The sequence below is a fragment of the Xanthomonas campestris pv. phormiicola genome, from assembly GCA_025666215.1.
GTDB lineage: Bacteria > Pseudomonadota > Gammaproteobacteria > Xanthomonadales > Xanthomonadaceae > Xanthomonas_A > Xanthomonas_A campestris_A.
This window is the reverse complement of record CP102593.1, coordinates 4,841,554-4,864,682: the sequence shown is the minus strand read 5'-3', so window position 1 is coordinate 4,864,682 and position 23,129 is coordinate 4,841,554. Positions and strand designations below refer to the sequence as shown.

20 protein-coding genes are annotated in these 23,129 nt (G+C 69.9%); 12 read left to right on the top strand and 8 right to left on the bottom strand.

All coding sequences use genetic code 11. The annotated features are described in order from the left end of the window. Positions 1 to 169 precede the first annotated feature (169 nt). Complete coding sequence (locus tag NRY95_20510; protein UYC16037.1) at positions 170 to 1,567, top strand: FAD/NAD(P)-binding protein; 1,398 nt, start codon at positions 170 to 172, stop codon at positions 1,565 to 1,567. A gap of 110 nt (positions 1,568 to 1,677) precedes the next feature. Here the strand turns inward: NRY95_20510 and NRY95_20505 are convergent, their stop codons facing one another. Beyond that, positions 1,678 to 2,301, bottom strand: coding sequence for a recombinase family protein (locus NRY95_20505; protein UYC16036.1), 624 nt, complete (start codon positions 2,299 to 2,301; stop codon positions 1,678 to 1,680). Positions 2,302 to 2,508: 207 nt separating this feature from the next. Then, a complete protein-coding gene (locus NRY95_20500) occupies positions 2,509 to 3,231 on the bottom strand; it encodes a recombinase family protein (protein ID UYC16035.1) in 723 nt (240 codons plus the stop codon). A 166-nt stretch (positions 3,232 to 3,397) separates the two neighbouring features. On the opposite strand from NRY95_20500, the gene NRY95_20495 reads away from it, so the two are divergent. The 5 genes from NRY95_20495 to NRY95_20475 all read left to right on the top strand — a co-directional run bounded on the left by NRY95_20495 (position 3,398) and on the right by NRY95_20475 (position 7,684). Continuing rightward, positions 3,398 to 4,645, top strand: coding sequence for an EAL domain-containing protein (locus tag NRY95_20495; protein ID UYC16034.1), 1,248 nt, complete (start codon positions 3,398 to 3,400; stop codon positions 4,643 to 4,645). After that, positions 4,642 to 5,076, top strand: a complete 435-nt coding sequence (locus NRY95_20490; protein UYC16033.1) for a hypothetical protein — start codon at positions 4,642 to 4,644, stop codon at positions 5,074 to 5,076. The genes NRY95_20495 and NRY95_20490 overlap by 4 nt, the downstream gene beginning before the upstream one ends. Before the next feature lie 91 nt (positions 5,077 to 5,167). Beyond that, the gene (locus tag NRY95_20485) at positions 5,168 to 6,067 is read left to right on the top strand and encodes a helix-turn-helix domain-containing protein (GenBank protein UYC16032.1); all 900 of its coding nucleotides are present in this window, start codon (positions 5,168 to 5,170) and stop codon (positions 6,065 to 6,067) included. Next, positions 6,064 to 7,146 (top strand): exopolysaccharide biosynthesis polyprenyl glycosylphosphotransferase, encoded by a 1,083-nt coding sequence (locus NRY95_20480; GenBank protein UYC16031.1) that lies wholly within the window; start codon positions 6,064 to 6,066, stop codon positions 7,144 to 7,146. The genes NRY95_20485 and NRY95_20480 overlap by 4 nt, the downstream gene beginning before the upstream one ends. After that, positions 7,136 to 7,684 (top strand): hypothetical protein, encoded by a 549-nt coding sequence (locus NRY95_20475; protein ID UYC16030.1) that lies wholly within the window; start codon positions 7,136 to 7,138, stop codon positions 7,682 to 7,684. Before NRY95_20480 ends, NRY95_20475 begins: the two co-directional genes overlap by 11 nt. A 247-nt stretch (positions 7,685 to 7,931) precedes the next feature. On the opposite strand, the gene NRY95_20470 is transcribed toward NRY95_20475, so the two are convergent. From NRY95_20470 to NRY95_20460, 3 genes are read right to left on the bottom strand one after another with little or no spacing between them, the layout of a single operon-like run. Further along, complete coding sequence (locus tag NRY95_20470) at positions 7,932 to 10,190, bottom strand: polysaccharide biosynthesis tyrosine autokinase (GenBank protein UYC16029.1); 2,259 nt, start codon at positions 10,188 to 10,190, stop codon at positions 7,932 to 7,934. Beyond that, entirely contained in the window at positions 10,187 to 10,654 is a 468-nt protein-coding gene (locus tag NRY95_20465; protein ID UYC16028.1) for a hypothetical protein, read from the bottom strand. The genes NRY95_20470 and NRY95_20465 overlap by 4 nt, the downstream gene beginning before the upstream one ends. A gap of 26 nt (positions 10,655 to 10,680) precedes the next feature. Continuing rightward, a complete protein-coding gene (locus tag NRY95_20460; GenBank protein UYC16027.1) occupies positions 10,681 to 11,910 on the bottom strand; it encodes an SLBB domain-containing protein in 1,230 nt (409 codons plus the stop codon). A gap of 309 nt (positions 11,911 to 12,219) precedes the next feature. Between NRY95_20460 and NRY95_20455 the strand changes: the two genes are divergently transcribed. The 6 genes from NRY95_20455 to NRY95_20430 all read left to right on the top strand — a co-directional run bounded on the left by NRY95_20455 (position 12,220) and on the right by NRY95_20430 (position 20,764). Next, on the top strand, positions 12,220 to 13,413 hold the full coding sequence (locus tag NRY95_20455) for a DUF1972 domain-containing protein (GenBank protein ID UYC16026.1): 1,194 nt from the start codon (positions 12,220 to 12,222) through the stop codon (positions 13,411 to 13,413). Then, the gene (locus NRY95_20450) at positions 13,410 to 15,602 is read left to right on the top strand and encodes a hypothetical protein (protein ID UYC16025.1); all 2,193 of its coding nucleotides are present in this window, start codon (positions 13,410 to 13,412) and stop codon (positions 15,600 to 15,602) included. The genes NRY95_20455 and NRY95_20450 overlap by 4 nt, the downstream gene beginning before the upstream one ends. 31 nt (positions 15,603 to 15,633) lie before the next feature. Next, the gene (locus NRY95_20445; GenBank protein UYC16024.1) at positions 15,634 to 16,962 is read left to right on the top strand and encodes an O-antigen ligase family protein; all 1,329 of its coding nucleotides are present in this window, start codon (positions 15,634 to 15,636) and stop codon (positions 16,960 to 16,962) included. A 297-nt stretch (positions 16,963 to 17,259) separates the two neighbouring features. Next, positions 17,260 to 18,087, top strand: a complete 828-nt coding sequence (locus tag NRY95_20440; GenBank protein UYC16023.1) for a hypothetical protein — start codon at positions 17,260 to 17,262, stop codon at positions 18,085 to 18,087. Further along, positions 18,084 to 19,229, top strand: coding sequence for a glycosyltransferase family 4 protein (locus NRY95_20435; protein ID UYC16022.1), 1,146 nt, complete (start codon positions 18,084 to 18,086; stop codon positions 19,227 to 19,229). Before NRY95_20440 ends, NRY95_20435 begins: the two co-directional genes overlap by 4 nt. Continuing rightward, entirely contained in the window at positions 19,226 to 20,764 is a 1,539-nt protein-coding gene (locus tag NRY95_20430; GenBank protein UYC16021.1) for a flippase, read from the top strand. Before NRY95_20435 ends, NRY95_20430 begins: the two co-directional genes overlap by 4 nt. On the opposite strand, the gene rfbD is transcribed toward NRY95_20430, so the two are convergent. From rfbD to rfbA, 3 genes are read right to left on the bottom strand one after another with little or no spacing between them, the layout of a single operon-like run. Beyond that, complete coding sequence (gene rfbD / locus NRY95_20425) at positions 20,727 to 21,641, bottom strand: dTDP-4-dehydrorhamnose reductase (GenBank protein ID UYC16020.1); 915 nt, start codon at positions 21,639 to 21,641, stop codon at positions 20,727 to 20,729. The two genes, NRY95_20430 and rfbD, sit on opposite strands and share 38 nt — an antisense overlap. Further along, positions 21,638 to 22,195 (bottom strand): dTDP-4-dehydrorhamnose 3,5-epimerase, encoded by a 558-nt coding sequence (gene rfbC, locus NRY95_20420; GenBank protein UYC16019.1) that lies wholly within the window; start codon positions 22,193 to 22,195, stop codon positions 21,638 to 21,640. The genes rfbD and rfbC overlap by 4 nt, the downstream gene beginning before the upstream one ends. Further along, on the bottom strand, positions 22,192 to 23,079 hold the full coding sequence (gene rfbA / locus NRY95_20415; protein UYC16018.1) for a glucose-1-phosphate thymidylyltransferase RfbA: 888 nt from the start codon (positions 23,077 to 23,079) through the stop codon (positions 22,192 to 22,194). The genes rfbC and rfbA overlap by 4 nt, the downstream gene beginning before the upstream one ends. Positions 23,080 to 23,129 lie beyond the last annotated feature (50 nt).

Genomic DNA, 23,129 nt, shown 5'->3' with positions numbered 1-23,129 from the left:
CGACGATCGTGCCGCCCAGCGCCAAGGTCCAGCGGACCCCGCTTATGGGCCAAACGCATGTGCTGATGCCCGATCGGCATGCACCAAGTGCCGCGCATTAACCGGCGATTTACACCCGCGGCCGGCATCCCGGGCACAAAGGATGCCCAGACCGCCACGAGTGCGAGCCATGCGAATTGCGATCATCGGCGCAGGATTCTGCGGCACCGTGCTGGCCGCGACGCTGGCCAGGCAGGGCGCCGCCCGCCGCATCACCCTGATCGGCGTGGCCGACACCTACGGCCGCGGCATCGCCTACGGTGCGGCGCGGCCGGAACATCTGTTGAACGTGCGCGCCAAGGATCTGGGCGTGGACCCGCAGGATCCGGGTGGCTTCGCCGATGCCTTGCAGCTCGACGCCGAACAGCGTCTGCAGTTCCTGCCGCGGCTGCAGTACGGCCGCTACCTGGAGCAGCATCTGGACACCGCGCTCGCCGCGTCGGCGGTCGAGGTGGCGCGGGTGAGCGAAGAGGCGGTGGCGGTGGAACGCGGCCCGGACGGTTTCCGCATCTTCCTGGCCAACGGCGAGGACGTGGTCAGCGACGTGGTGGTGCTGGCGATCGGCGCGCTGCCGCCGGCGGCGCTGCCCGGTATCGGTCCGCGCCTGGCGGTGCATCGCCGCTACATCGGCTGGCCGTGGCAGGACGGAGTGCTGGACGAGGTGCCGCCGCAGGCGCGGCTGCTGCTGGTCGGCACCGGCCTGACCATGGCCGATGTCGCGCTGACCCTGCGCCGCCGCGGCCATCGCGGCCCGATCACCGCGTTGTCGCGGCGCGGCCTGGCGCCGCAGGCGCATCTGGCCCAGCCGGGCGCGCCGGTGACGCTGCCGCCGAGCGTGGCGCAGGCGCTGCGCAACCACGATCTCGCCGGCCTGGTGCGCAGCCTGCGCCAGCTGACCACGGTGGTGGAGGACTGGCGCTGCGTGGTCGATGCGCTGCGCCCGCATCTGCAGCCGTTCTGGAAAGGCCTGGCACCGGCGGCGCGTTCGCGCTTCCTGCGCCACCTGCGCCCGTATTGGGAAGCGGCGCGGCATCGGCTGGCGCCGGCCGCGGCCACTGCGTTGGCGCAGATGCAGCAGCAGGGCCAGTTGCGCATCCGCGCCGGGCGCCTGCTGCGCGCGCGGCTGGGCGAGGCCGCGGTGGAGGCGGTGATCCGCGACCGTGCCAGCAGCAGCGCGCGCACCGAAGACTTCGACGTGCTGATCCGCGCCACCGGGCTGGACACCGACGTCGCCCGCACCAGCCATCCGTTGATCGCCACGATGCGCGATGCCGGCCTGCTGCAGGCCGATCCGCTGGGCCTGGGCCTGGTGGTGGACGAGCGCCTGCAGGTGCGCGACGGCAGCGGCCATCCGGTCGCCGGGCTGTACTGCCTGGGGCCGCTGCTGCGCGGCGGTTTGTGGGAGATCACCGCCGTGCCGGAACTGCGCGCCGGCGCGCAGCGCCTGGCCGCGGAACTGGCGGCGCTGCGGCGGGTGGGCGGCAGCCGCGTCGCGGAAGGCGCGGCCGCGAAAAGGCTGCGGCGTTGAGCCTGCGGCGCGGGCCGGGCGCCCGCCAGCCCGTCGGGCGCTGCGCCACGCCACAGCGGATGGCGACCCGGCAGGGGCAACCATGGCCGTTTCCGGACGCGATGGCAGGCCTAGTCGGCCATGCCGGCCACGCGTTCGGCCTCTACCCTGTGTTCGCAGCACAGCCCGCTGCCCTGCAGTGTCTGCTTGGCCATCTGCCGCAGTAGGGTGCGCGGATGCACGCCGTAACGTCGGGCGAGCTGGCAACTGGTCCAGCCTTGCTCGTGGCGCAACAGTGTCGCCTCCATGCATTGCTGCGCGGTCAGCGACGGGCGCCGGCCCAGCGGGCGGCCCTTGGAGCGCGCAGCGGCCATGCCGGCGCGGGTGCGCTCGCTGATCAGCGAACATTCGAACTCGGCCAGCGCCGCCATCATGTGGAAGATGAGGCGCCCGCCGGAAGAGTCGGTGTCGATGCGTTCGGTGATCGATTCAAACGAGATGCCGCGCTTGCCGAGGATGTCCAGCAGTTGCACCAGATGGATCAGCGAGCGCCCGAGCCGGTCGAGGCGCCATACCACCAGCTTGCCGCCGGGCTGCAGCCGCGCCAGCGCCATGTCCAGGCCAGGCCGCGATGCCAGGCGTCCCGAGATGCCATGGTCGGTATAGATCTGTACGCATCCGGCAGCCTCCAGGGCCAGTGTCTGTAGCGTTAAATGTTGATCTTCCGTTGATACTCGCGCGTATCCGATAATCAACGCTCGTCCGATCCTCGTAACAACACAGGCCGTATTAGGCGCGAACCAGTGACGTTCGTCCAGGTGTTTGGCGCAGAGTTGCGGCGGTCTTGTCAAGATGTCGTCGCGGCGTGCCGCAGTGGGCACGAAAATGCCATGCGCGATGGTGGTGTGACATATATTTGACGCCATCCATGCGCTTTTTCTGCATCTGCGCAACGTCAATGGCTAGAGTGCGGTGCCGAGCGCGCTCATGCGCTCCAGTCCGCGGCTCAGCGTGCGCGGATGCACGCCGAACCCGCGGGCGAGTTGCCGCAGGTTCTGGGTTCCTCCGTCCAGTGCGCTGCGTGCCTCGTACAGCTGCGCGTCGGTGAGTCGCGGCTTGCGCCCCACCTGACGCCCGTTCACGCGCGCGGCGGCGATCCCGGCGCGGGTGCGTTCGCTGATCAGCGAACGCTCGAATTCGGCCAACGCCGCCATGATGTGGAACACCAGGCGCCCGCCGGACGAGCGCATGTCGATGTGCTCGGTCGTGGAATGGAAGAAGATCCGGCGCCGCGACAGCGACTCCAGCAGTTTCACCAGTTGCTGCAGCGAGCGGCCGAGACGGTCCAGTCGCCAGACGATCAAGGTGTCGCCCGGGCGCAGTTGCGCCATCGCCCGGGCCAGTCCCGGGCGCGCGCTGGCGATCCCGGAAATCCCGTGGTCGGTATATATCTTGTCGCAGCCTTCGCGTTTGAGCGCCTGAATCTGCAGGTCCAGGTTCTGTTCTTCGGTCGAAACGCGCGCATAGCCAATCATCATCTGAGGTAACCCCGCTAGGAAAAGCGGGAGACGTCGTCCTTGCGCCGTTGCTGCGATCCATGCGCGAAGACGCCTGTCTTCGATGCGATATATCGGCCTCTCCCGCTGTTTGACAGAAAGGGTCCTTTCTGTCGTGGGGGGAATCACGCTAGGTTGGGCGAGGCAACCCTAAGCTAGGCGCGCAGTTCATCGATCGGGTCCGATGCTCACACAAAGGACCCCTTTTGTACGCAATCGACACTTCCGTCGCGTCACGAGCGCTGCTGCAGCGCCGGGGAATCGCCGCTGCGTGCGCCGGCGCGATGGTCCGGCCATGAGCGCGCTGCCGGTCCCGGCCGCAGACAGCGTCGGGCACATGCTCGTCGAACTGCACAACTACTCGCATCTGAGCGCGACCTACGGCCAGCGCTATGCGCGCGCGGCGTTGCAGGCGCTGCAGCTGAGCGTGCACGTGGCCGGGGGCTCGGTGGCGGTGGCCGGGCACAACCGCTTCATTGCGGTGTTGCCGGACACGGTCGCCGGCGTCGGCCATGCGGGCGCTCCGGTGCCGGCGTCGGCCGCCGAGCGCTGGCAACTGCAGTTCTGCGCCAGGCCGTTCCTGCACGAAGGCCAGGCCGCGTTGCCGGTGACCACGGTGGACGCGGTGCAGATCAGCGCCGGCGAGTACGCCGACGGCGGCCTGTACGAACCGCAGGAACTGGAACGGCAATGCGGCGCGGCGCCGTTCCTGCGCCCGGTGCAGTGCGGATGGAACTGGCGGATCGGCTACGAAGCCGACATGGCCCAGGCGCTGGCGTTCCACGACGCGTTGGCGAAGGGGCAGGTGAGCCTGGCCTTCCAGCCGGTGGTGCGCCGCAGCCGCTCCGCCAATGCCGCCGACCGGCGCCCGTTGGGCCAGCTGTACCAGGAGGCCCTGCTGCGCTTCGACGTGCCGCAGCTGTCGCCGGCGACGCTGGTGCCGGCGCTGGAGCGGCTGGGGCTGGTGCGCCTACTCGACCGGGCGGTGCTGGATGCGGTGATCGATCGCCTGGACGTGGAGCCGACGCTGCGCATCGGCTGCAACCTGTCCAGCCTGAGCCTGATCGGCGACGCGTGGTGGTGTGGGCCGTTGCAGCGCTTGCAGGCCAATCCCAGCCTCGCTGCGCGGCTGACCCTGGAAATCACCGAAACCGCGGCGCTGATCGACTTCGACAGCGCCGTGCAGTTCGTGCGCCGGCTGCAGGCGCTCGGCTGCCAGATCGCGATCGATGACTTCGGCGACGGCCACACCCGGCTGGACTTCGTGCGCGCGATCCAGCCACAGATCATCAAGATCAGCGGTTCGCTGCTGAGCGCGGCGGTGCGCAGCAGCGCCGGGGCGGAAGAGTTCTCGCACCTGGCCGCGTTGAGCGGCGCGCTCGCGCCGTACGTGGTGGCCGAAGGCGTGGGTTGCCAACAGCATGTCCTGGTCGCCCTGGTCGGCGGCGCCACCTGCCTGCAAGGCGATGCGGTGGCGCGTCCGGCCATGCTGCGTCCTTCGGTGCGGGTGGTCCTGCCCTCGATCTGCCCGGTGCCGCCATGAATCAGGTCAGTGCCGGACATGCGGCACCGTTGCGGCGCTTCCTGCTCGGTGCCGCGCATGCCTTCGCCCCGCGCTGGGTGCGCCCGGCCTGGCTGTGCGTGGCGATGCTGCGCGAGATGGATCCGCGGCGTGCGCCTTGCCGCGACGCGGCGGTCTGGGCGTATCGCATCGCCGAGCAGGCGCAGGACGTCATCGATCCGGCTGGCGTCGCGGATCCGGCAGGCGGCGATGCCCAGGCCATCCAGGCGTACCGCGACGGCGTGGCGCGCGGGTTCTATGCCGCGCACGAACATGTGGCGGCGCCGACGGCGCTGGTGCCGGTGGCCGGCTCGCGCTGGCGCCGCGCGCAGCTGCTGCGCTTGCGCGCCATCGGCATTGCGCATGGCGCATGCGTGAACCTGCAGTGCCAGGAACAAGAGTCATCGAAGTAAGGGGACGAACACCATGGGGCTGGCGGTCGGGTTGTCGCAGATGCGTTTGGCGCGCGCGTGCGGAGCGGGCAGGATCGCACTGCCGCGGCGGGTGGGTTTCGTCCTGTACGAAGGCTTCGATCTGGCCGACCTGGTGGCCGTGGTGAAGATGCTGCAAGCGGCCAATGCGATCGAGTGCGGCGCCGCGGGCCGCGGCGACTTCTACGAGATCTGCCTGTTGTCCAGCAATGGCGGCGGCATCTCCAGCGCCTTCAAGCTGGTGGTGGACACCGAGCCGCTGCAGCCGGCAGGCCGCGGCCCGCGCTTGCATGCGCTGTTCCTGGCCGGCGGCGGCGGCGCGCGGCGTGCGCTGGGCGACGAGCGCCTGCGCGCGTGGCTGCGTGATTGCCGCGAACGGGCACAGACCGTGGTGCCCATCGCCGAAGGCCAGGACCTGATGGAGGCGGCCGGGTTGTGCGTACCGTCGATGCTGGGGCAGGCCGGGAGCGGCGCGGCCGCCGCGTTGGCCGCCACCTTGCGCATGATCGAGCGCGACCTGGGCGAGGCGGTCGCGCAGCGGGTGGGCCGTTCGGGCCTGCGCGAGGTCGCGCCGCGCCAGGACGTCGCGCAGCTGGCGATGGCGTCGCGGGTCAGCGAACAGGTGCTGGCATCGGCGCGCTGGCTGGAAGCCAACAGCGACCGGCCGATCAGCGTGGGCGATGCCGCGCAGGTCGCGGCGATGAGCGAGCGCAACTTCCTGCGCCGCTTCAAGATGGAACTGGGGATCACGCCCTCGGATTATCTGCTGCGTATCCGGGTCAAGCGCAGTTGCCGGCTGCTGGCCGAAACCGACCTGCCGATCGACAAGATCGCGCGGCGTTGTGGCATCGGCGATGGCGGACGCATGGCCAAGATCTTCCGCAAGTACCTGGCCAATACGCCCAGCGCCTACCGTGCCGGCCTGCGCGGCGGCGGCGAAGCGGCCACGCAGGCGCCGGGGCCGGCGGCATGAGGTCCTCGCTGCCGATGCTGGCGGTGGAGGCGTTCGGGATGGCGTCGATGGCGCGGCTGTCGATGCAGGCGCTGCATGCCGCGCAGCGCAGGATCGTGCCGCGCCGGCGCTCGGTGGCGCTGGTCGCCAGCCCGGAATCGGTGTGCCTGTTGCCGCGACTGCTGCGCATGCGTGGCCACGGCTATCGCCTGGCCGCGGTCTACGACGCGGGCGCGCCGGAAGGCGGCCTGTGCGCCGGACTGCCGGTGGTCAACCGGTTCCAGACATTGCGCGTGCTGGTCAGGCAGCGGGCGATCGACGAGCTGTGGTTGCTCGGACCCCTGCACCAGTCGCAGCAGGCCGCAGACTTCGTCCGCGCGTTCCGGCACGATTTCGTCGATATCCGTTTCATCCCGGACCTGCGCGACTTCGCGCTGGCGCAGTCGGCGGCGGCGCTGGCCCCGGGGTTGCCGGTGATCGATCTGGCGGCCGCCGCGCGCCATGCGCATTGGCAGGGCGGCAAGCGCCTGTTCGATGTACTGTTCGCCGCCGCCGCGCTGCTGGCGCTGTCGCCGCTGATGGGCGCGATCGCGGTGGCGGTGCGGCTCGATTCGCCGGGTCCGTCGTTGTTCCGGCAAAAGCGCATGGGCGCGGACGGGCGCTGTTTCGAGATCTGCAAGTTCCGCACCATGCGTGCGCATGCGGAGGCGGCCGGAACCCTGACCCAGGCCCGCCGTCACGACCCGCGGGTGACCACGGTCGGCCGCTTCCTGCGCCGTACCAGCCTGGACGAGCTGCCGCAGTTCATCAACGTGCTCAAGGGGCAGATGTCGCTGGTCGGTCCGCGCCCGCACGCGCTGCAGCACGACGACCTGTACAAGGACCTGGTGCACGACTACATGTACCGCTACCGGATCAAGCCGGGCATCACCGGCTGGGCGCAGGTCCACGGCCTGCGCGGCGAGATCGACAGCATCGACAAGGTCGTGGCGCGCGTCGCCCACGATCTCCACTACATCCAGCACCGCAGTATGGCGATGGATCTGAAGATCATCGCGATGACGCTCTACAAAGGGTTCGTGCACAAGAATGCGTACTGACGACCAGCGCGGCCGCGCTCGCGCGACGGGCGGGGCCGCACGGCCGGCGCAGCGCTGTCGCGCGGCGCTGGCGGCGTTGCTGCTGCTGGGCGCGACTGCGCCGGCAGCCGCACAGCTGGCGACCGATCTTTCCGCGTCGGCCGCCTACACGCTGCGCCACACCGCATCCGGGCGCCCGCAGCGCGCGCCGCCTTCGCGCGACCCCTACCTGCAACTGATCCGCGCCAATGCGTATGGCGCCGACCCGGTGGCGACGGCGGCGCTGGCCGCCGCACTGGCGCCGTCGCCACGCCGCTCTTCCTCCGCCCGCGCTGCAGCGATCGGCGGCAAGGTCGCCACGCTGTCGCTGGCCACGCTGGGGTGTTCGGGACTGGGGGCGTCGGTCGCCACGGGCTGGCCGCGGCTGTCCGGCAGCATCGATCCGGGCGCGATCGGCAGCCAGTTGGCGGTGGCGACCTTGCCCGGCAGCACGGCGCTGCAAGCGCTGTCCAGCAGCGCCTGGTTGCAGGGCGCCGCGCTTACGCCGCCCTGCCGCTGAGCGGGCGTTCGTTGCTCCCTGGCGAATCCCAAGCGTTCATTCCCGCGCAAGCTGGCCTGGGCAACGCTGATCCGATCCTGCGCTGCTTGCGTGGCGCACCGTCCCGGTCGCGGCGCTGCCGGCCGCGTCGTGCCGCCTGACGGCCGGCGCATGCGACGACGGCAACGGCCGGATGGATCGCGTCATGCTGCCGGCGTGGCCGAAGCGGCGCGCAGGCGCGGATGCGCCTGCCGGTCGCCGCAGGGATTCACCCTTTGCCGGTGGCCTGGCGATAGCCATAGCCATAGCCGTAACCGTAGCCATATCCGTAGCCGAAGCGCGTGCTGCGGAAGCCGTTGAACACCTGTCCGGCGACGGTGGCGCCGATCTGGTTCAGGCGCTTGAAGGTCTCGGTCAGCTGCCGGCCGCTGCTGAGTTCGAAGCGCGAGACCACGAACACCGCGCCGCAGCTGCGGGCCAGGGTGACCGCGTCGCCGACCGGCAATACCGGCGGCGAATCCACGATCACGTAGTCGTAGCGCCGCCCTGCCTGCGCCAGCAGCGTCGCCAGCGCCGGCAGTTCGAGCAGTTCGCCGGGATTGGGCGGGATACGCCGGCCCGCCGGCAGCAGGTCGAGCCGTTCGTGGCCGGAGGCGATGATGGCGTCCGGCAGCGGCGCATGCCCGGCCAGCACGTCGGCCAGGCCGGACACGTCCAGCGCGGACGGGAAATAGCGGCCGAGGCCGGCGCGGCGCATGTCGCCGTCGACGAGCAGCACGCGTTCGCCGGACAGCGCCAGCAGGTAGGCGAAGTTGGCGGCGACGAAGCTCTTGCCGACGTTCTCGGTGGGGCCGGTGAACAGCACGATGTTGCTGTTGGCATCGTCCAGCGCGAACTTGAAGGTGCTGCGCAGCGAGCGCAGCGCTTCCACGCTCGGGTCGGACAGGAACTGGCTGGCCAGCAGCGGATTGTGCGGTTGCCGTTCGCGCAGGGCGGCGCGCGTCATCCGCATCTGCGCGATGCTGGCCGGCACCACCGCATAGACCGGCACCTGGCTGATCCGCTCCAGCTCCAGCGGATCGCGCAGCGCGCCGCGCAAGCCGGCCACGACCTGCACGCTCACGAACGCGATCAGCGCGCCGCCGAACAGTCCGCCGGCCAGCACGATCAGCGGCAGCGGCCAGCTGCGCTTTTCGGGCGTCAGGGCGATGTCGATGATCGAGACGTTGCCGGTGGTGCCGGCCTCGGCGACCTCGAGCTGCAGCTTGTTGGCGACCAGCGCGGTGTAGATCTGGGTATTGACCGCGACATCGCGGGCCAGGCGCAGATAGCTCTGCTGCGTGCCGGGGAGGGCGCGGATCTCGGTGTTGATCCTGGCCAGTTCGTCGGCGAGCGAGGCCTTCTGCGCCAGCAGCATGCGCATGGTCGGGTGCGCGGCGCGGAATTGCTGCGCATTGGCCTGCAGGTTCAGTTCGACCAGGGTCTGCTGGCGGGTCAGTTCGACCGAACGGGCGAGCAGCGCTTCGGTCTGCTGCTCCACGTCGATGGTATCGGTCTGCATGCGGTAGGCGTTGAGCGCGTCCTCCGAGCGGGTCAGTTCGGCCTGGAACTGCGGCAGCTTGCGTCCCAGGAACTGCAGGCTCAGGTGCGCCTGTTGCGCGCGGTGGCGGATGTTCATCGCCATGTACGCCTGCGCCAGGGCATTGGCGACGTCGGCGGCGCGTTCGCCGTCGTGGTCCTGGACCGACAGGCGGATCATCGAGGAGTCCTTCGAGGTTTCCTCGATCTTGATATGCCGCGACACCGCGTCCAGGGTCTGCTGCAGCGAGGACTTGCTCAGGTCGAAGCGCGTTCCCGGCCTGGCGCGCAATTCGCGCACGCGGATGCTGCCCTGGCCCGGGCCGAAGCGCGTGTCGATGGCGAACGTCACCTGTTCGCCGACGCGGCCGCGGGCGACGGTCAGCGCGTCCGGCGACTGCAGCGTCCAGGTGCCGCCGGCGCCGGCCAGCAACCGGAAGGTGTCGGTGTTCAGCACGCTGGGCACCTGGAAGTCGTCCAGGCGCAGCCGTTCGCCGCCCCATGCGAACCCGTCCAGCCCCAGCGGCGCCGGCGCCAGTCCGTGCGGCGGCGTCGCGAAGCGCGCATACAGCCGGCCCAGCACCGGAATGCTGTTGTGCACCTGCACGCTCAACTGCGCCTGCGTCGCCGCGATCGCCTTGGTCAGCACGGAGCGCGAGCCGAGGATGTCCAGTTCGCCATCGATCGGCTTGTTCAGGCTCAGCGCGCTGGCCACGTCGGACAGGGCGCCGAGCGCGGCGCCCTGGTCCTCGTCCACCTGGATCAGCGCCTGCGCCGTGTAGGTCGGTGTGGCCGCAAGCAGGTAGGCGATGGAGAGCAGCAGGATCGCCACGGCGATGGCCGCGAACAACCTGAGGTGGGTGAGGACATTGCGCAGCAAGGCAATCAGGTTGACGTCGCTGTCCGGCGCGTCGGCCGGTTCGGCCTGCATCGTGGTTTCGTGTTTCATGAAAGAGGGGGGTCGCTCTTTGTGGAGGTGAAGGAGGGGTGGGACAGCCAGCGGTCGACGCAACGTTCGATCAGCAGCAAGGTGTCGCGCAGCGGTTGCAGACCCGATCCGTGCGGATCGGGAATCTCGCAATCCAGCCAGTGGCCGAGCCGCCAGACCTTGCCGGCGGCGGCCGGGAAGCGCCGCAGCAAGGCGTGGCGCTGCTGCGCCTCCATCACCAGCACCAGATCGGCCCAGTGCAGCATCGGCTCGTTGAGCATCTGCGCGAACTGCGAGGGCACCGGCGGATAGCCGCGTTCGGCGAGCACGCGCTGGGTGCGCTCGTCGCGCGGCAGCCCTGCGGCGGGCGCCAGGCCCGCCGAACGGATTTTTTCCGCGGGCGTGTCGCGCAGCCGCGCGCGCAGCACCGCCTCGGCCATGGGGCTGCGGTAGACGTTGGCGCGGCAGACCAGGATCAGGTTCATGCACAGGCTCGCGCGCGCCTCCCGGCTCATTGGCTGATGGCGGCGCTGCCCAGGTACAGCAGGCTGGCCAGCGGCAGGATCTGCGAGATGGCGCGCGAGAAGCGGGTGACCTTGGCCGGATCGACGAACACGATGTCGCGCGGATGCAGCGCGAACTGGTCGCCCAGCGCCAACATGCCCGGGTTGCCGGTGTCGAGCTGATAGGCGTCGACGTGCCCGTCTGCGGCATGGCGGAACACGTAGATCTGCGATGCGTTGGCCGAGACCAGGTTGAGGCCGCCGGCATCGGCCAGGGCTTCGGACAGGGTGAACGGCCCCAGCGGCATCACCTGCGACCCCGGCTTGGCCACCTCGCCGAGCACGAACACCTTCTTCAGCCGGCGCTCGGGCAGGTTGAGCACGTCGCCGTCGCGCAGGCGCAGGTTCTGCGCCAGGTCGCCGCGATAGAAGAACGCGTAGAGATCCAGCGGCTGCGGGCGTCCGTCGCGGTTGAGCGTGGCGCTCTCCAGGTCCGCGCCTGTGGTATAGCCGCCGGCGCCGGCGATGGCGTCGGCGACCGTCATCGGCACATCGGTCAGGGCCAGTGCGCCGGGGTCGCGCACCGCACCGGAGACGTACACCTTCTGGCTGCGGAACGCGACCACCGCCACGTCCAGCTGCGGCGAGGGAATCACCGGATCCAGGCGGCGCGCGAGCAGGTCGCGGATATGGCCGATGTCCTGGCCGGCGACCTTGACCCGGCCGACGTAGGGGAAATAGATCGTGCCGTCGGGCTGCACCAGCCGCCCCTGCGGATCGAGGTTGCCGCCGGCGTTGATCTTCGGTGCCGTCGCCGCTTCCGCGCCGGCCGTGCTGGTGGTGCCCGTGCTCAACGCACTGAGGCCTGGATTGTTCAGTTCCGGGTGGTCCCAGACGATCACCCGCAGCGTATCGCCGCTGCGCACCAGGTAGGGCGCCGGCGCGGCCGCTGGCGGCATCGGCGTTGCTGCGACGGCCGCGTCGGCGGGCGCCTGGAACAACGCCGGCGCCGCGCCGCCGTCGAGACGATGCAAGCGGAAGGCGATCCCGTTCTGCCGCAGTTCCGACGGCGCGCCATCGGCGCCGACCGCCTGCGCTGGGTCCAGGTCGAGATGCGCTGCCGGCAGCAGCGCGCAACCGCTGGACAGCAGCGCACCCAGCGCGGCGACGGCGCAACGCAGGCGGGAACGGCGACGGGACAGCCCTGGCCGGAAAAATGCAGAAGCGGAAAAGCGCATGGTCGATCCGTGGAAGTGGCCGAGAGAGACAGCTGCCGCCACTGGCCGACCTTCCGGGCGAGCGCGTCCTGGCGAATCTCCAGGCGCCGGCATCCGAGTGACAGGGGGGTGCCGCCTCGTGGCCATGCTAGGGCCGATGCACCGGAGCGTTTCCGCCATTCGCTGGGTGTTGGCCGCCATCGCCGGCCGGCGCGCAAGTCGGCGGAATATGCGGCCACTGCGACCGATTCCGCCATGCCGCCGACGCGCATGCTGTGGGCCGCGGAACTCCTGCCGCGCGCTCGCCAACTCCGGGATTCGTCCAGCATCGTGCCCCATCGACAGCTCACCATTCTCGGCATCCGCGGCATCCCGGCGATGCATGGCGGATTCGAAACCTTCGCCGAACGCCTGGCCCTGCATCTGGTGCAGCAAGGCTGGCGGGTCACCGTCTATTGCCAGGGCGCGGCGACGCAGGTGCCGGCCGTGGTCGAGGACGAATGGCGCGGCGTGCACCGCATCACCCTGGCCGTGCGGCGCCAGGGCGCGCCGGGCACGATCGAATTCGACTGGGCGTCCATCCGCGACGCGGCCCGGCGGCGGCCGGCGCTGGCGCTGACCCTGGGCTACAACACCGCGGTGCTGTCCACGTACCTGCGCTGGCGCGGCATCGCCAACCTGATCAACATGGACGGACTGGAGTGGAAGCGGCGCAAATGGCGTCGGCACGCGCGGCTGTGGCTGTGGTTGAACGAGCGCGTCGGCTGCTGGACCGGCGATCACCTGATCGCCGACCATCCCGAGATCGCGCGGCATCTTTCCACTCGCGTGAGCCGCGACAAGATCGCGATGATTCCCTACGGGGCGGACCTGGTCGGCGATGTCGATCCGCAGCCGTTGCGCGCGCTGGGCCTGGAAGGGCAGTCGTACGGCCTGGTCATCGCCCGCGCCGAACCGGAGAACTCGCTGCTGGAGATCGTGCGCGCCTTCTCGCGGCGCCGGCGCGATGCGCGGCTGGTGGTGCTGGGCCGATACGAGCCGGAATCCAACGACTACCATCGCCAGGTGCTGGAGGCGGCGAGCGAGGAGGTGGACTTCCCCGGCGCCATCTACGATCTGGACGCGCTGCGGGTGCTGCGCCGCTATGCGCGCTTCTACGCGCACGGCCACACCGTCGGCGGCACCAATCCATCGCTGGTGGAGGCCTTGGGCGCCGCCAATGCGGTCATCGCCCACGACAACCCGTTCAACCGCTGGGTGGCCCAGGACGGAGCGCGCTACTTCCGTTCGGAAACCGAATGCGACATGCATATGTCGGTGCTGCTCGCCGACGGCGCGACGGTGCAGGCCATGCGCGCCTTGAGCCTGCAGCGCTTCGAGCGCGAATTCCGCTGGTCGGCGATCCTGACCCAGTACCAGGCGTTGCTCGAGAGCCATCTGCAGGCCCCGGCGCTGGCGCCGGCAGCGCAGCCGGCGTTGGCGTTGGCGCAGGCAATGACGGTCAAGCGCGGGCGCGAAGGTTGAGCGCCGGCGGCGCTTTCGGCGCGGGCGCGCGGCGTGCGCTGGCCTGCCTGCTGGTGTTGGCGCCGGCCGCGTGCCGGGCGCAGCCGGCGCCCGATCCGGCCGACTTCTACCGGGTCGAGGTCGCCGCTGTGGCGCCGGGATCGGTCGTTGATTTCGCCGCGCTCAACGCGCCGCTGGCGCCTGCCGATCGCCTGCGCGCCTGCGGTGGCGCGCTGTGCGCGCAGGGCAGCGCGACGCCGGTGCGGCTGTTCGGCGTCAACCTCGGCTTCGAGGCCGCATTGCCGGATGCGCCGCAGGCCGAGCGCCTGGTCGCCGACCTGCGCGGGCTGGGCGTCAACTTCCTGCGCCTGCATGCGCTCGACGCGGTGTCCGTGCCCGACGACGCGGCGGCCACCGGGCTGCTGTCGGCCGGACCGTTCCCGCGCCTGAATCCGGTCGCGGTGGCGCGGCTGCGCGGCCTGCTGCAGCGGTGCGCGGAGAACGGCATCTATGTCGATCTGAACCTGCACGTCGGCTATGCGTTCCGGCCCGCGATCGACGGTACTCTGGCGCTGGACGGCGCTGCGGCGTGGCCGGACCAGTCCAAGCCGTTCCTGCGCATCGATCCGGCGGCGCTGCGGCTGCAGGCGCGCTATGCGCAGATGCTGCTGACCGCGTTGCGCGGTGCAGGAACGCCGGCGCTGGCCATGGTCGAGATCGACAACGAGAGTTCGCTGGTCTACGCCTGGATGGACGGCAGCCTGGCGCGCCTGGCGCAAAGTCCCGTGCGCGAGGCCCTGCTGCAGGACTGGCGGGCATGGCGGCAGGCGCATGCGCCGGCGCTGGCGGTGGATGCCGATGCCGTGCCCGCGCTGGACGCCGCCCCGGCCCTGGCCGCCGCGTTTCTCGACTTTCTGGTCGAGCGCGACCGCCGTTACGTGGACACGGTGCGGGCGGCGATCGCGCAGGCCGCTCCCGAGGTGCTGGTGCTGGGCACGCAGATGAATTTCGGCGGCCTGGCCAACGTGCGCGCGCTGGCCGGCATGGACCTGTTCGACGGCCATTTCTACGTGGACCACTACCGTTTTCCGCAGGCGCCCTGGCAGTGGGACGCATGGCGGATCAGCGACAGCTCGAACCTGCGCGATGGAGTGGAACCGCTGCTGGGCATGGCGTTCTACCGCTCCTTCGACAAGCCCTTCCTGGTCACCGAGTTCAACCAGCCGTGGCCGAATCGGCAGGCGGCCGAGATCCTGCCGGAAACCGCGCTGCTGGCCAGCCTGCAGGACTGGTCGGGGGTGGCGTACTACGACTACGCGCACCGGCGCGGCGCGCAGACGCCCAGCGTGCCCTACGAGTTCAGCCTGGCCGGCGATGCGGCCAAGCGCGCGCAGTTCGGGCAACTGGCCTGGCTGTTCCGCAGCGGCGCGATCGCCGCGTTGCCGGAGGCGAGCGGCTATACGCCCGATCGCGCGCTGCAGTTGCGCGCGGTGCAGGCGCGCGTCACCACCCGGCTGGCGGCGTTCCTGCAGGCGCAGGGCGTGCTCGAGCGCAGCAGCGCGTTGACGCGCCGGGTCGGCATCGGCGCACCGGTCGCGGCGCGGGCAGCGACCGCACCCGCCCAGGTGCGCTTCGATCTGGACGCGGGCCAGCTGCGCGTCGCCGCGCCGACGGTGAACGGCATCGTCGGCCATCTGCTGCCGGGGCGCCGCTATGTCAGCGGCGCGCTCGCGGTGCGGGTGGACGCCGCGAACGGCATGACCGCGCTGCTGCTGTCCTCGCGCGATGGGCGTGCGATCGCGCAGTCCACGCGGCTGCTGCTGACCCTGCCCGGCGAGACGCTGGGATCGGTCCCGGATGCGCCGACGCCGGCACCGCTGGACCTGGTCGACGTCGCGGAACCGGCGCTGCAGCGCGTGGACGGTGCGCTGCGCGCGGTGCCGGCCTATACCCTGCGCGATCCGGCCAGTGGCGCCGGGCTCAGTCTGCGCGAAGTGCAGGCGCCGCTGTGGATGCGGCGCCGGCCATGCACCGTCGACGTGCGCAGCGATGCGCGGCGCCTGTCGGTCTATCCGCTGGATGCCGCGGGCCGTCGCGGTGCGCCACTGGACGCGGCGGACGTGCGCAAGACCGCGAACGGATTCCAGCTGCAGTTGCAGGCGCGCGGACACGCCGCCGCACCCTGGTACGAACTGGTGGCCGAACAGTGATGCCATTTCCCCCGCCGGTCGCGTCGTCACCGTGAATTTCCTGCTCGCCCTCTATTGCACGTGGCTGTCGCTGTCCAACCTGCGCCGGCTGGTGCTGCTGTTTCCGGTCCTGTGCCTGTTCACGCCCAAGGGCCTGGGCCTGATCGACGTGGCCAGCCTGCCGTACCTGTCGGTCAACCGCGCCATCGTCCTGCTGATGCTGGGCGGCTGGCTGCTGCACCTGCTGGCGTCCGGGCTGCGCATCCGGCCGGTCGGCTTTCCGTTCGCCGCGCCGTTCGCGTGGCTGGCGCTGGCCTATTTCGCCTCCTTCGCGCTGCAGCCGGCCACCTGGTCCAAGGACATGGTCACCGCGGCCATGGAATTCCTGGAGCTGTTCCTGCCCTGCTACCTGACGTTCCGCTTCTGCACGCAGCCGCGCCAGGCCGAGTCGATCCTGCGCCTGTTCTACCTGGTGGCGGTGGCGGTGTCGCTGTACGGCACGCTGGCCTACCTGCTGCATGCCAATCCATATTTCGATTACCTGCGCCACACCACGCCCAGCGGCCGGGTCATGGCCAAGGACTATGGCGAATCGGTGCGCGGCCTGCGCGCGGTCGGGACGCTGTCGCATCCGATCACCTACGGCGCGTTCCAGGTCTATGCGTTCCTGGTCGGCGTGTTCCTGATGCGCGACAACCGCACCGCCAGGCGCATGGGGGTGTTCCTGGCATTGCAGCTGGTGCTGTTCGCCGGCATCGTGGTGACCAACTCGCGCACGCCGGTGGTGTTCCTGCTGCTGGCGCTGGCGGCTTTCTACTGCCTGGCCAGCGGCCGCGACCGGCGGCTGATGGCGCAGATCGCGGTCGTCGCGCTGGCGGTGGCCTGCGTGGGCGGCCTGGAGTACGTGGAGAAATTCACCGACTTCGTGGCCTCGGTGTTCCGCAACGGCGACGCCACCAGCCAGAACGGCAGCTCGCTGCAGATGCGCGTGGGCCAGCTGCTGGTGGCGTGGAGTTTCTTCGTGCAGTCGCCGCTGTTCGGCGGCGGCGTGTCGCAAACCCGCGAGATCGTCGCCTCCGACAAGTATCCGGACTTCTACAACGCCGAGAGCGCGCTGTTCCAATGGGCGATCGATCTGGGCCTGCTCGGCCTGCTCGCCTATGGGCTGTTGTTCGCCAGCATCTACCGTTGCGCGCGCCGCCAGCTCGACGATCGCTTCAGCTACGCCATGGTGCATGCATCGACGACCGGGTACCTGGTCTTCGTCATGGCCACCGGCGTGCTGGAGACGATGCAGCTGTTCCTGATGGTGGTGGCGCTGATGCTGATCGCCGGGCGCGGCCGCCATGCGGTGCCGGCCCCGGCGATCCGCCGATCCTAGGTCCGCTGCGGCAATCATCTGGGCGTTTGCCGCCAGCGGCCGCCGCGGCGCAGCCGCGCTCGCCAAGAATGACGGCATGCGCCAACGCGCGCACCGCCTGCACCGCCGCCGTCGCACCATTCACCCACACAGGTCATTGCATGCACATCACCGTAGACCGAACCGTGCATCGCGTTGCGGCGTTCGCCGCCCGTTGCGTCGGTTGCCGCAGGCACGCCGCAAAGGACGAGGTGGCGTTTCGCCACGCGCTGCGCGCCGCACGCATGGCGGCATCCAGTGCCGGCCTGGGAGTCCGTCGTGGTTCGCATTGACCTGTTCGTGGTCCTGTACATGCGTTCCGTGCAGGCGTCGCAGACGCTGGACAGCCTGCGCCGGCTCGACTGCGACCCGCGCGAACTGCAGCTGCGGGTGCATATCTGGGACAACTCGCCGGAGCCCGATCGCGAAGGCGCGGCCGCGCTGCCCGCCGGCTGGGACTATGTCTGCAGCCAACACAACACCCCGCTGTCGCTGGTCTACAACACGCTGCTCAGATCCAGCGCGGCCCCGCACGTGATGATCCTGGACCAGGATTCGCACGTCGGGCAGGCGCTGATCGACAAGCTCGCCCGCTGCATCCGCGACATCGATGCCGACATGTACGTCCCGGTTATCCGCCACCAGAAGCGGATGATCAGCCCCGGACGCCTGCGCTGGATCAAGGGCGCGCCGTTGCGCAAGGCGCGGGTCGACGCGTTCCTGCCCTCGCACTTCACCGCGATGATGAGCGGGCTGTGCGTCAGTCGGCGCTTCCTGCGCGAGATCGGCCCGGCGCCCTTCGACGAGCGGCTGTGGTTCTACGGGATCGACACCCGTTTGTGTCGCGAACTGAACTGGCGCGGCGGCCGCGCCTACCTGTACGGCGCCGTGCTCGGACACGATTCGGCCCTGCGCGACACCCGCGATCCGGTGCAGTTGGCGCGGCGCCGGATCTGGTTGATGCGCTCGTGGAAATACGTGTTCGACGCCGATGCGCTGGAGCGGCTCGGCGTGCACGCCTACGTGCTGTGGAGCGCGTGGCGGCTGGCGCGGCGGCGCGGCGTGTCCCAGGGCTTCTTCGCGATCCTTGCCGAGGTGTACCGATGAGCGCTGCGTTGCGGATCCTGGCGGTGCACCAGGGCAGCGAGCTGTACGGTTCGGACCGCAGTTTCGCCGCGGCGGTGGAGGCATTGCGCGAGCGCCATCCGCAGGCGACGATCGACCTGGTGCTGCCCGAGCCCGGACCGCTGCAGGCGCTGTTGGCGCCGCTGGTCGACCGCTGCAGCTTCGAGAGCGGCGGGGTGCTGCGCAAGCTGGAACTGAAGCGGCACCCATGGCGCAGCCTGGTCGCGCTGGGCAAGGCGCTGCGCATGTACCGCGGCCTCGTGTCGCACTACGACATCTGCTACGTCAACACCGTGGTCTGCGTCGCCGCGATCCTGGCCCTGCGGCGCAGCGGCAACGCCTACGTCCATGTGCGGGAGATTCCGTCGGCATTGGCCCTGCGCGTGTTCGGACGCTTGCTGGAGTTCTCGCGCGCCGCCCTGATCTACAACTCGTATGCCACCGCGTTCGCGTTCAAGTTGCCCGGGCGCGTCATCTACAACGGCGTGGAAGCGGTCTGCGACGGTCCATGTCCGCCATCCGCGCCGCCGCCGCCGGAGCGGCCATGCCGCATCGTCATCCTTGGCCGGATCAACACCTGGAAGGGACAGCAGTTCGTGCTCGACGCATTGGCGCGCTACGGTCGCGACCTGCCGTTGCAGCTGCGCATCGTGGGCGACACGTTCCGCGGCTACGAACACCTTGCCGTCGCCCTCGAACGGGCCGCACGGGAGTGCGCGCAGCCGGTCGAACTGTTCGGTTTCAGCGCGCAGCCGGCCGCGCATTTCGCGTGGGCGGACTTCGTGCTGATGCCGTCGATCCAGCCCGAACCGTTCGGCCGCGTCGCCATCGAGAGCTTCTCCATCGGCCGGCCGGTGATCGCCTCCGACGCCGGCGGCTTGCAGGAAATCGTGACCGATGGCGAAAGCGGCCTGCTGTTCGAGCCGGGCGATCCGATCGCCTTGGTGCGCGCGCTGGAGCGCGCGGTCGGGTTGGGGCCGGAACGCTATGCGGCCATGGCCGCTGCCGCGCGCGACACATATCGGCACCGCTTCACCGTGCGTGCCTACCGCGAAGCCGTCGCCAACGCGCTCGCGCCGCTACCTGCGTCGGCGCTGCCCTTGCTCCCGGAGGCGACGCCATGAGCGGCAGCACGGTGGCGGCCGCAGCGGCCCCGACCCCCCGCCTGCTGCGCGACCTCTGCTACAACATCGGCGGCCAGCTGCTGCCGCTGCTGCTGGCGGCGGTCAGCGTGCCGGTATTGATCAAGCAGATCGGCGTGGACCGGTTCGGCCTGCTGACCATCGCCTGGATGGTGGTGGGCTATTTCAACCTGTTCGATCTGGGCCTGGGCAGGGCGATGACGCGGATCGTGGCCGACCGCCTGGGCAGCGGCCGCCAGGCCGAGGTGCCGCGGGTGGTGTCCAGCGGCCTGTCCATGATGACCGCGCTGGGTGCGCTGGCCGCCCTGCTGGTGGCGCTGGCCACGCCGTGGCTGATCGGGCTGCTGCACGTTCCCGCCGAATTCGTCGGACAGACCCGCAACGCGTTCGTGCTGCTGGCGGTGTCGGTGCCGGCGGTGATCCTCACCACCGGCCTGCGCGGCATCCTGGAGGCGCACCATCGCTTCCGGCTCACCAACGCCATCCGCATGCCGATGGGGCTGTGGACCTTCGGTGGCCCGTTGTGCGTGCTGCCGTTCACCGCGCGGCTGGACTGGATCGTCGCCTCGCTGGTGCTGGGGCGTTACATCGCCACGGCCGTGCACGTGCACTTCGTGTTCCGCCAGGTCGGATCGGCTGCGCTGCGCGCATGGCCGGAGCAGCGGATCTGCAGGGAACTGTTGACCTTCGGCGGCTGGATGACGATCTCCAACGTCATCTCGCCACTGATGGTGTACATGGATCGCTTCTTCATCGGCGCCTTGCTCGGCAGCTCGGCGGTGGCGTTCTACACCTCGCCGTACGAAGTGGTGTTCAAGCTCAACATCGTGTCCGAAGGCTTGTTCGGCGTGCTGTTTCCGCTGATGGTGCAGCGTTTCGCCAACGACCGCGGCGCCTCCGATGCGATGTTCGCGCTGGGCGCCAAGCTGATCGTGGCCTGCCTGTTCCCGGCGGTGCTGGCGGTGGTGGTGCTGGCCCAGCCGTTCCTGCAGCTGTGGCTCGGCACGGCGTTCGCGCAACGCAGCAGCCTGGTGATGCAGCTGCTGGCGATCGGCATCTTCATCAACGGTTTTTCCAAGGTGGCCTTCAACCTGATCCAGGCGCACGGGCGCGCCGACGTCACCGCGGGCCTGCACCTGCTGGAATTGCCGCTGTATTCGCTCGCGCTGGTGCTGTTGGTACGCCGCTGGGGCATCGATGGCGCGGCGGTGGCCTGGGTGCTGCGCATGCTGGTCGATGCCGGCCTGCTGTGGTGGATGAGCAGGAAGGTCATCGGCGTGTCGGCCGGTGCGATCCGCTCCGGAGCCGCGCTCGGCGGCTGCGCCTGCCTAGTGCTGTGCGTGTTCCTGTGGATTGCCGATGCGACCGTGCGCATGTTGCTGGCGGTGCCGGTGTTGCTGGGAGCGGCGCTGGCGTTCTGGGTCCTGGTGCTGGGCGCCGACGAACGGACCAATGCCGCCGCGCGCCTGCGCGTGGCCGTCAGCCGGGGGGCCGAGCGATTGCGCATTCGCGCATGACCCGGCGCAGGCCGTCGCGCCACTGCGGCAACACCAGCGAAAAGTCGCGCTGCAGCTTGCAGATGTCCAACCGCGAATACGCCGGGCGCCTGGCCGGGGTCGGATACTCGGCCGTGGCGATCGGCAGCACGCGCGGCGCGCGCGCCAGCAGGCCCGCCGCCAGCGCCTCTTCGAAGATCGCCTTGGCGAAGCCATGCCAGGTGGTCTCGCCGGCGGCGGTCAGGTGCCAGGTGCCCGATTGCGCGACCGCACGCTGCTCCAGGACCTGCGCGGTGACGTCGGCGATCAGCGCCGCCGGCGTCGGCGTGCCGACCTGGTCGGCGACCACGCGCAGCTCGTCGCGTTCGGCACCGACGCGCAGCATGGTGCGCAGGAAGTTGCTGCCGTGCGCGGCGTAGACCCAGGCGGTGCGGAAGATCAGGTGCTGCGCGCCGGAGGCGCGGATCGCTTCTTCGCCGGCGAGCTTGGTCGCCCCGTACACGCCCAGCGGCGCGGTCGGCGCATCTTCCGGATACGGGCGGGTGCCCTGGCCGTCGAACACGTAGTCGGTGGAGTAATGCACCAGCGGCAGGCCATGCGCCGCGCACCAGCCGGCGATCGCCGCGGGCGCCTCGGCGTTGGCGCGATGGGCCGCGTCGCGCTCCTGCTCTGCGCGATCCACCGCGGTATAGGCCGCGGCATTGACCACTGCCGTGGGGCGTAGCCGGTCAAGCAAGGCCTCCAGCGTCTGCGGCTGGTCGAAGTCGGCGATTTCGCAGGCGCTGCCATCGGGCAGGCGGCCGCTGCGCGTGGTCGCCAGCAACGGGCCGTGCCTGGCCAGCGCGCGCAACAGTTCCTGGCCGACCTGGCCATTGGCGCCGAACACCAGCGTGGTCACGGCACGTACACCGGCAGGCGGTCTTCGGCGATGTCGGCCAGGAACGGCGCCACCGCATCCTTGGCCGACAGCAGCGGCTCGCCGATCGGCCAGTCCACGCCGATCGCCGCGTCGTCCCAGCGCACGCCGGCGTCGGCTTGCTTCACGTACACGTCGGTGCACAGATAGCTGAACACCGCGCGCTCGGACAGCACCGCGAAGCCATGCGCCAAGCCTTCCGGAATCCAGAACTGCTTCTTGTTCTCCGCGCTCAGCACCACTGCAGTCCAGCGGCCGAAATGCGGCGAGCCGCGGCGGATGTCCACCGCCACGTCGTAGACCTCGCCTTCCAGCACGCTGACCAGCTTGCCCTGCGGGCGCGGCCATTGGTAATGCAAGCCGCGCAGCACGCCCTTGGCCGAGGTCGACACGTTGCTCTGCACGAAGCTGGTGGGCAGTCCATGCTGGCCGAAACGCTCGGCGTTCCACGTCTCGAAGAAATAGCCGCGTTCGTCGCCGAACACCGCCGGCTCGATCACCACGCAGCCGGGCAGATTGGTTTCAATCACTTTCACGGAACGATTCCTCGGACAGCCAGTTCATGCAGGTATTTGCCATAGTCGTTCTTCAACAGCGGCGCGGCGAGTTTCTCCAGCTGCGCGGCATCGATCCAGCCCTGGCCGAACGCGATCTCTTCCGGGCAGCACACCTGCAAGCCCTGTCGCGACTGGATGGTCTCGATGAAGTTGGAGGCCTCGTGCAGCGACTGGTGGGTGCCGGTATCCAGCCAGGCGTAGCCGCGGCCCAGCGGTTCCAGGTGCAGTTCGCCCGCCTCCAGGTAACGCCGGTTGAGATCGGTGATTTCCAGCTCCCCGCGCGGCGAGGGCTTCAACGCGGCCGCGTGCTCGCTGGCCTGGCCGTCGTAGAAGTACAGGCCGGTGACCGCATAGTTGGAGCGCGGCTGGACCGGCTTCTCGGCGATGTCGATGACCTTGCCGGCCTGGTCGAACTCGGCCACGCCATAGCGCTCAGGATCGTTGACCCAATAGCCGAACACGGTGGCGCCGTGCTGCCGCGCGTCGGCGCGGCGCAGGGTCTCGGTCAGCCCATGCCCATGGAAGATGTTGTCGCCCAGCACCAGGCAGCTCGGCTTGCCGGCGACGAAATCGCGGCCGATCAGGTAGGCCTGCGCCAACCCGTCCGGACTCGGCTGCACCGCGTATTCCAGGCGCATGCCCCACTGCGAGCCATCGCCCAGCAGCGCACGGAACAAGGCCTGCTCGTGCGGCGTATTGATGATCAGCACCTCGCGGATGCCGGCCAGCATCAGCACGCTGAGCGGGTAATAGATCATCGGCTTGTCGTACACCGGCAGCAGCTGCTTGCTGACGCCCTTGGTGATCGGATACAGCCGGGTGCCGGAGCCGCCGGCCAGGATGATGCCTTTGCGTTGGGTCATGAGGTGCTTCCTAGGAAGTCCGCACATCGATGTGCGGGCTCTTGCGAGGG

Bases quoted from the DNA above. Each gene is read 5' to 3' on its own strand.
- NRY95_20510 (UYC16037.1), top strand. From the start codon at position 170: ATGCGAATTGCGATCATCGGCGCAGGATTCTGCGGCACCGTGCTGGCC.
- NRY95_20495 (UYC16034.1), top strand. From the start codon at position 3,398: ATGAGCGCGCTGCCGGTCCCGGCCGCAGACAGCGTCGGGCACATGCTC.
- NRY95_20490 (UYC16033.1), top strand. From the start codon at position 4,642: ATGAATCAGGTCAGTGCCGGACATGCGGCACCGTTGCGGCGCTTCCTG.
- NRY95_20480 (UYC16031.1), top strand. From the start codon at position 6,064: ATGAGGTCCTCGCTGCCGATGCTGGCGGTGGAGGCGTTCGGGATGGCG.
- NRY95_20475 (UYC16030.1), top strand. From the start codon at position 7,136: ATGCGTACTGACGACCAGCGCGGCCGCGCTCGCGCGACGGGCGGGGCC.
- NRY95_20470 (UYC16029.1), bottom strand. From the start codon at position 10,190: ATGAAACACGAAACCACGATGCAGGCCGAACCGGCCGACGCGCCGGAC.
- NRY95_20465 (UYC16028.1), bottom strand. From the start codon at position 10,654: ATGAACCTGATCCTGGTCTGCCGCGCCAACGTCTACCGCAGCCCCATG.
- NRY95_20460 (UYC16027.1), bottom strand. From the start codon at position 11,910: ATGCGCTTTTCCGCTTCTGCATTTTTCCGGCCAGGGCTGTCCCGTCGC.
- NRY95_20435 (UYC16022.1), top strand. From the start codon at position 18,084: ATGAGCGCTGCGTTGCGGATCCTGGCGGTGCACCAGGGCAGCGAGCTG.
- NRY95_20430 (UYC16021.1), top strand. From the start codon at position 19,226: ATGAGCGGCAGCACGGTGGCGGCCGCAGCGGCCCCGACCCCCCGCCTG.
- rfbA (UYC16018.1), bottom strand. From the start codon at position 23,079: ATGACCCAACGCAAAGGCATCATCCTGGCCGGCGGCTCCGGCACCCGG.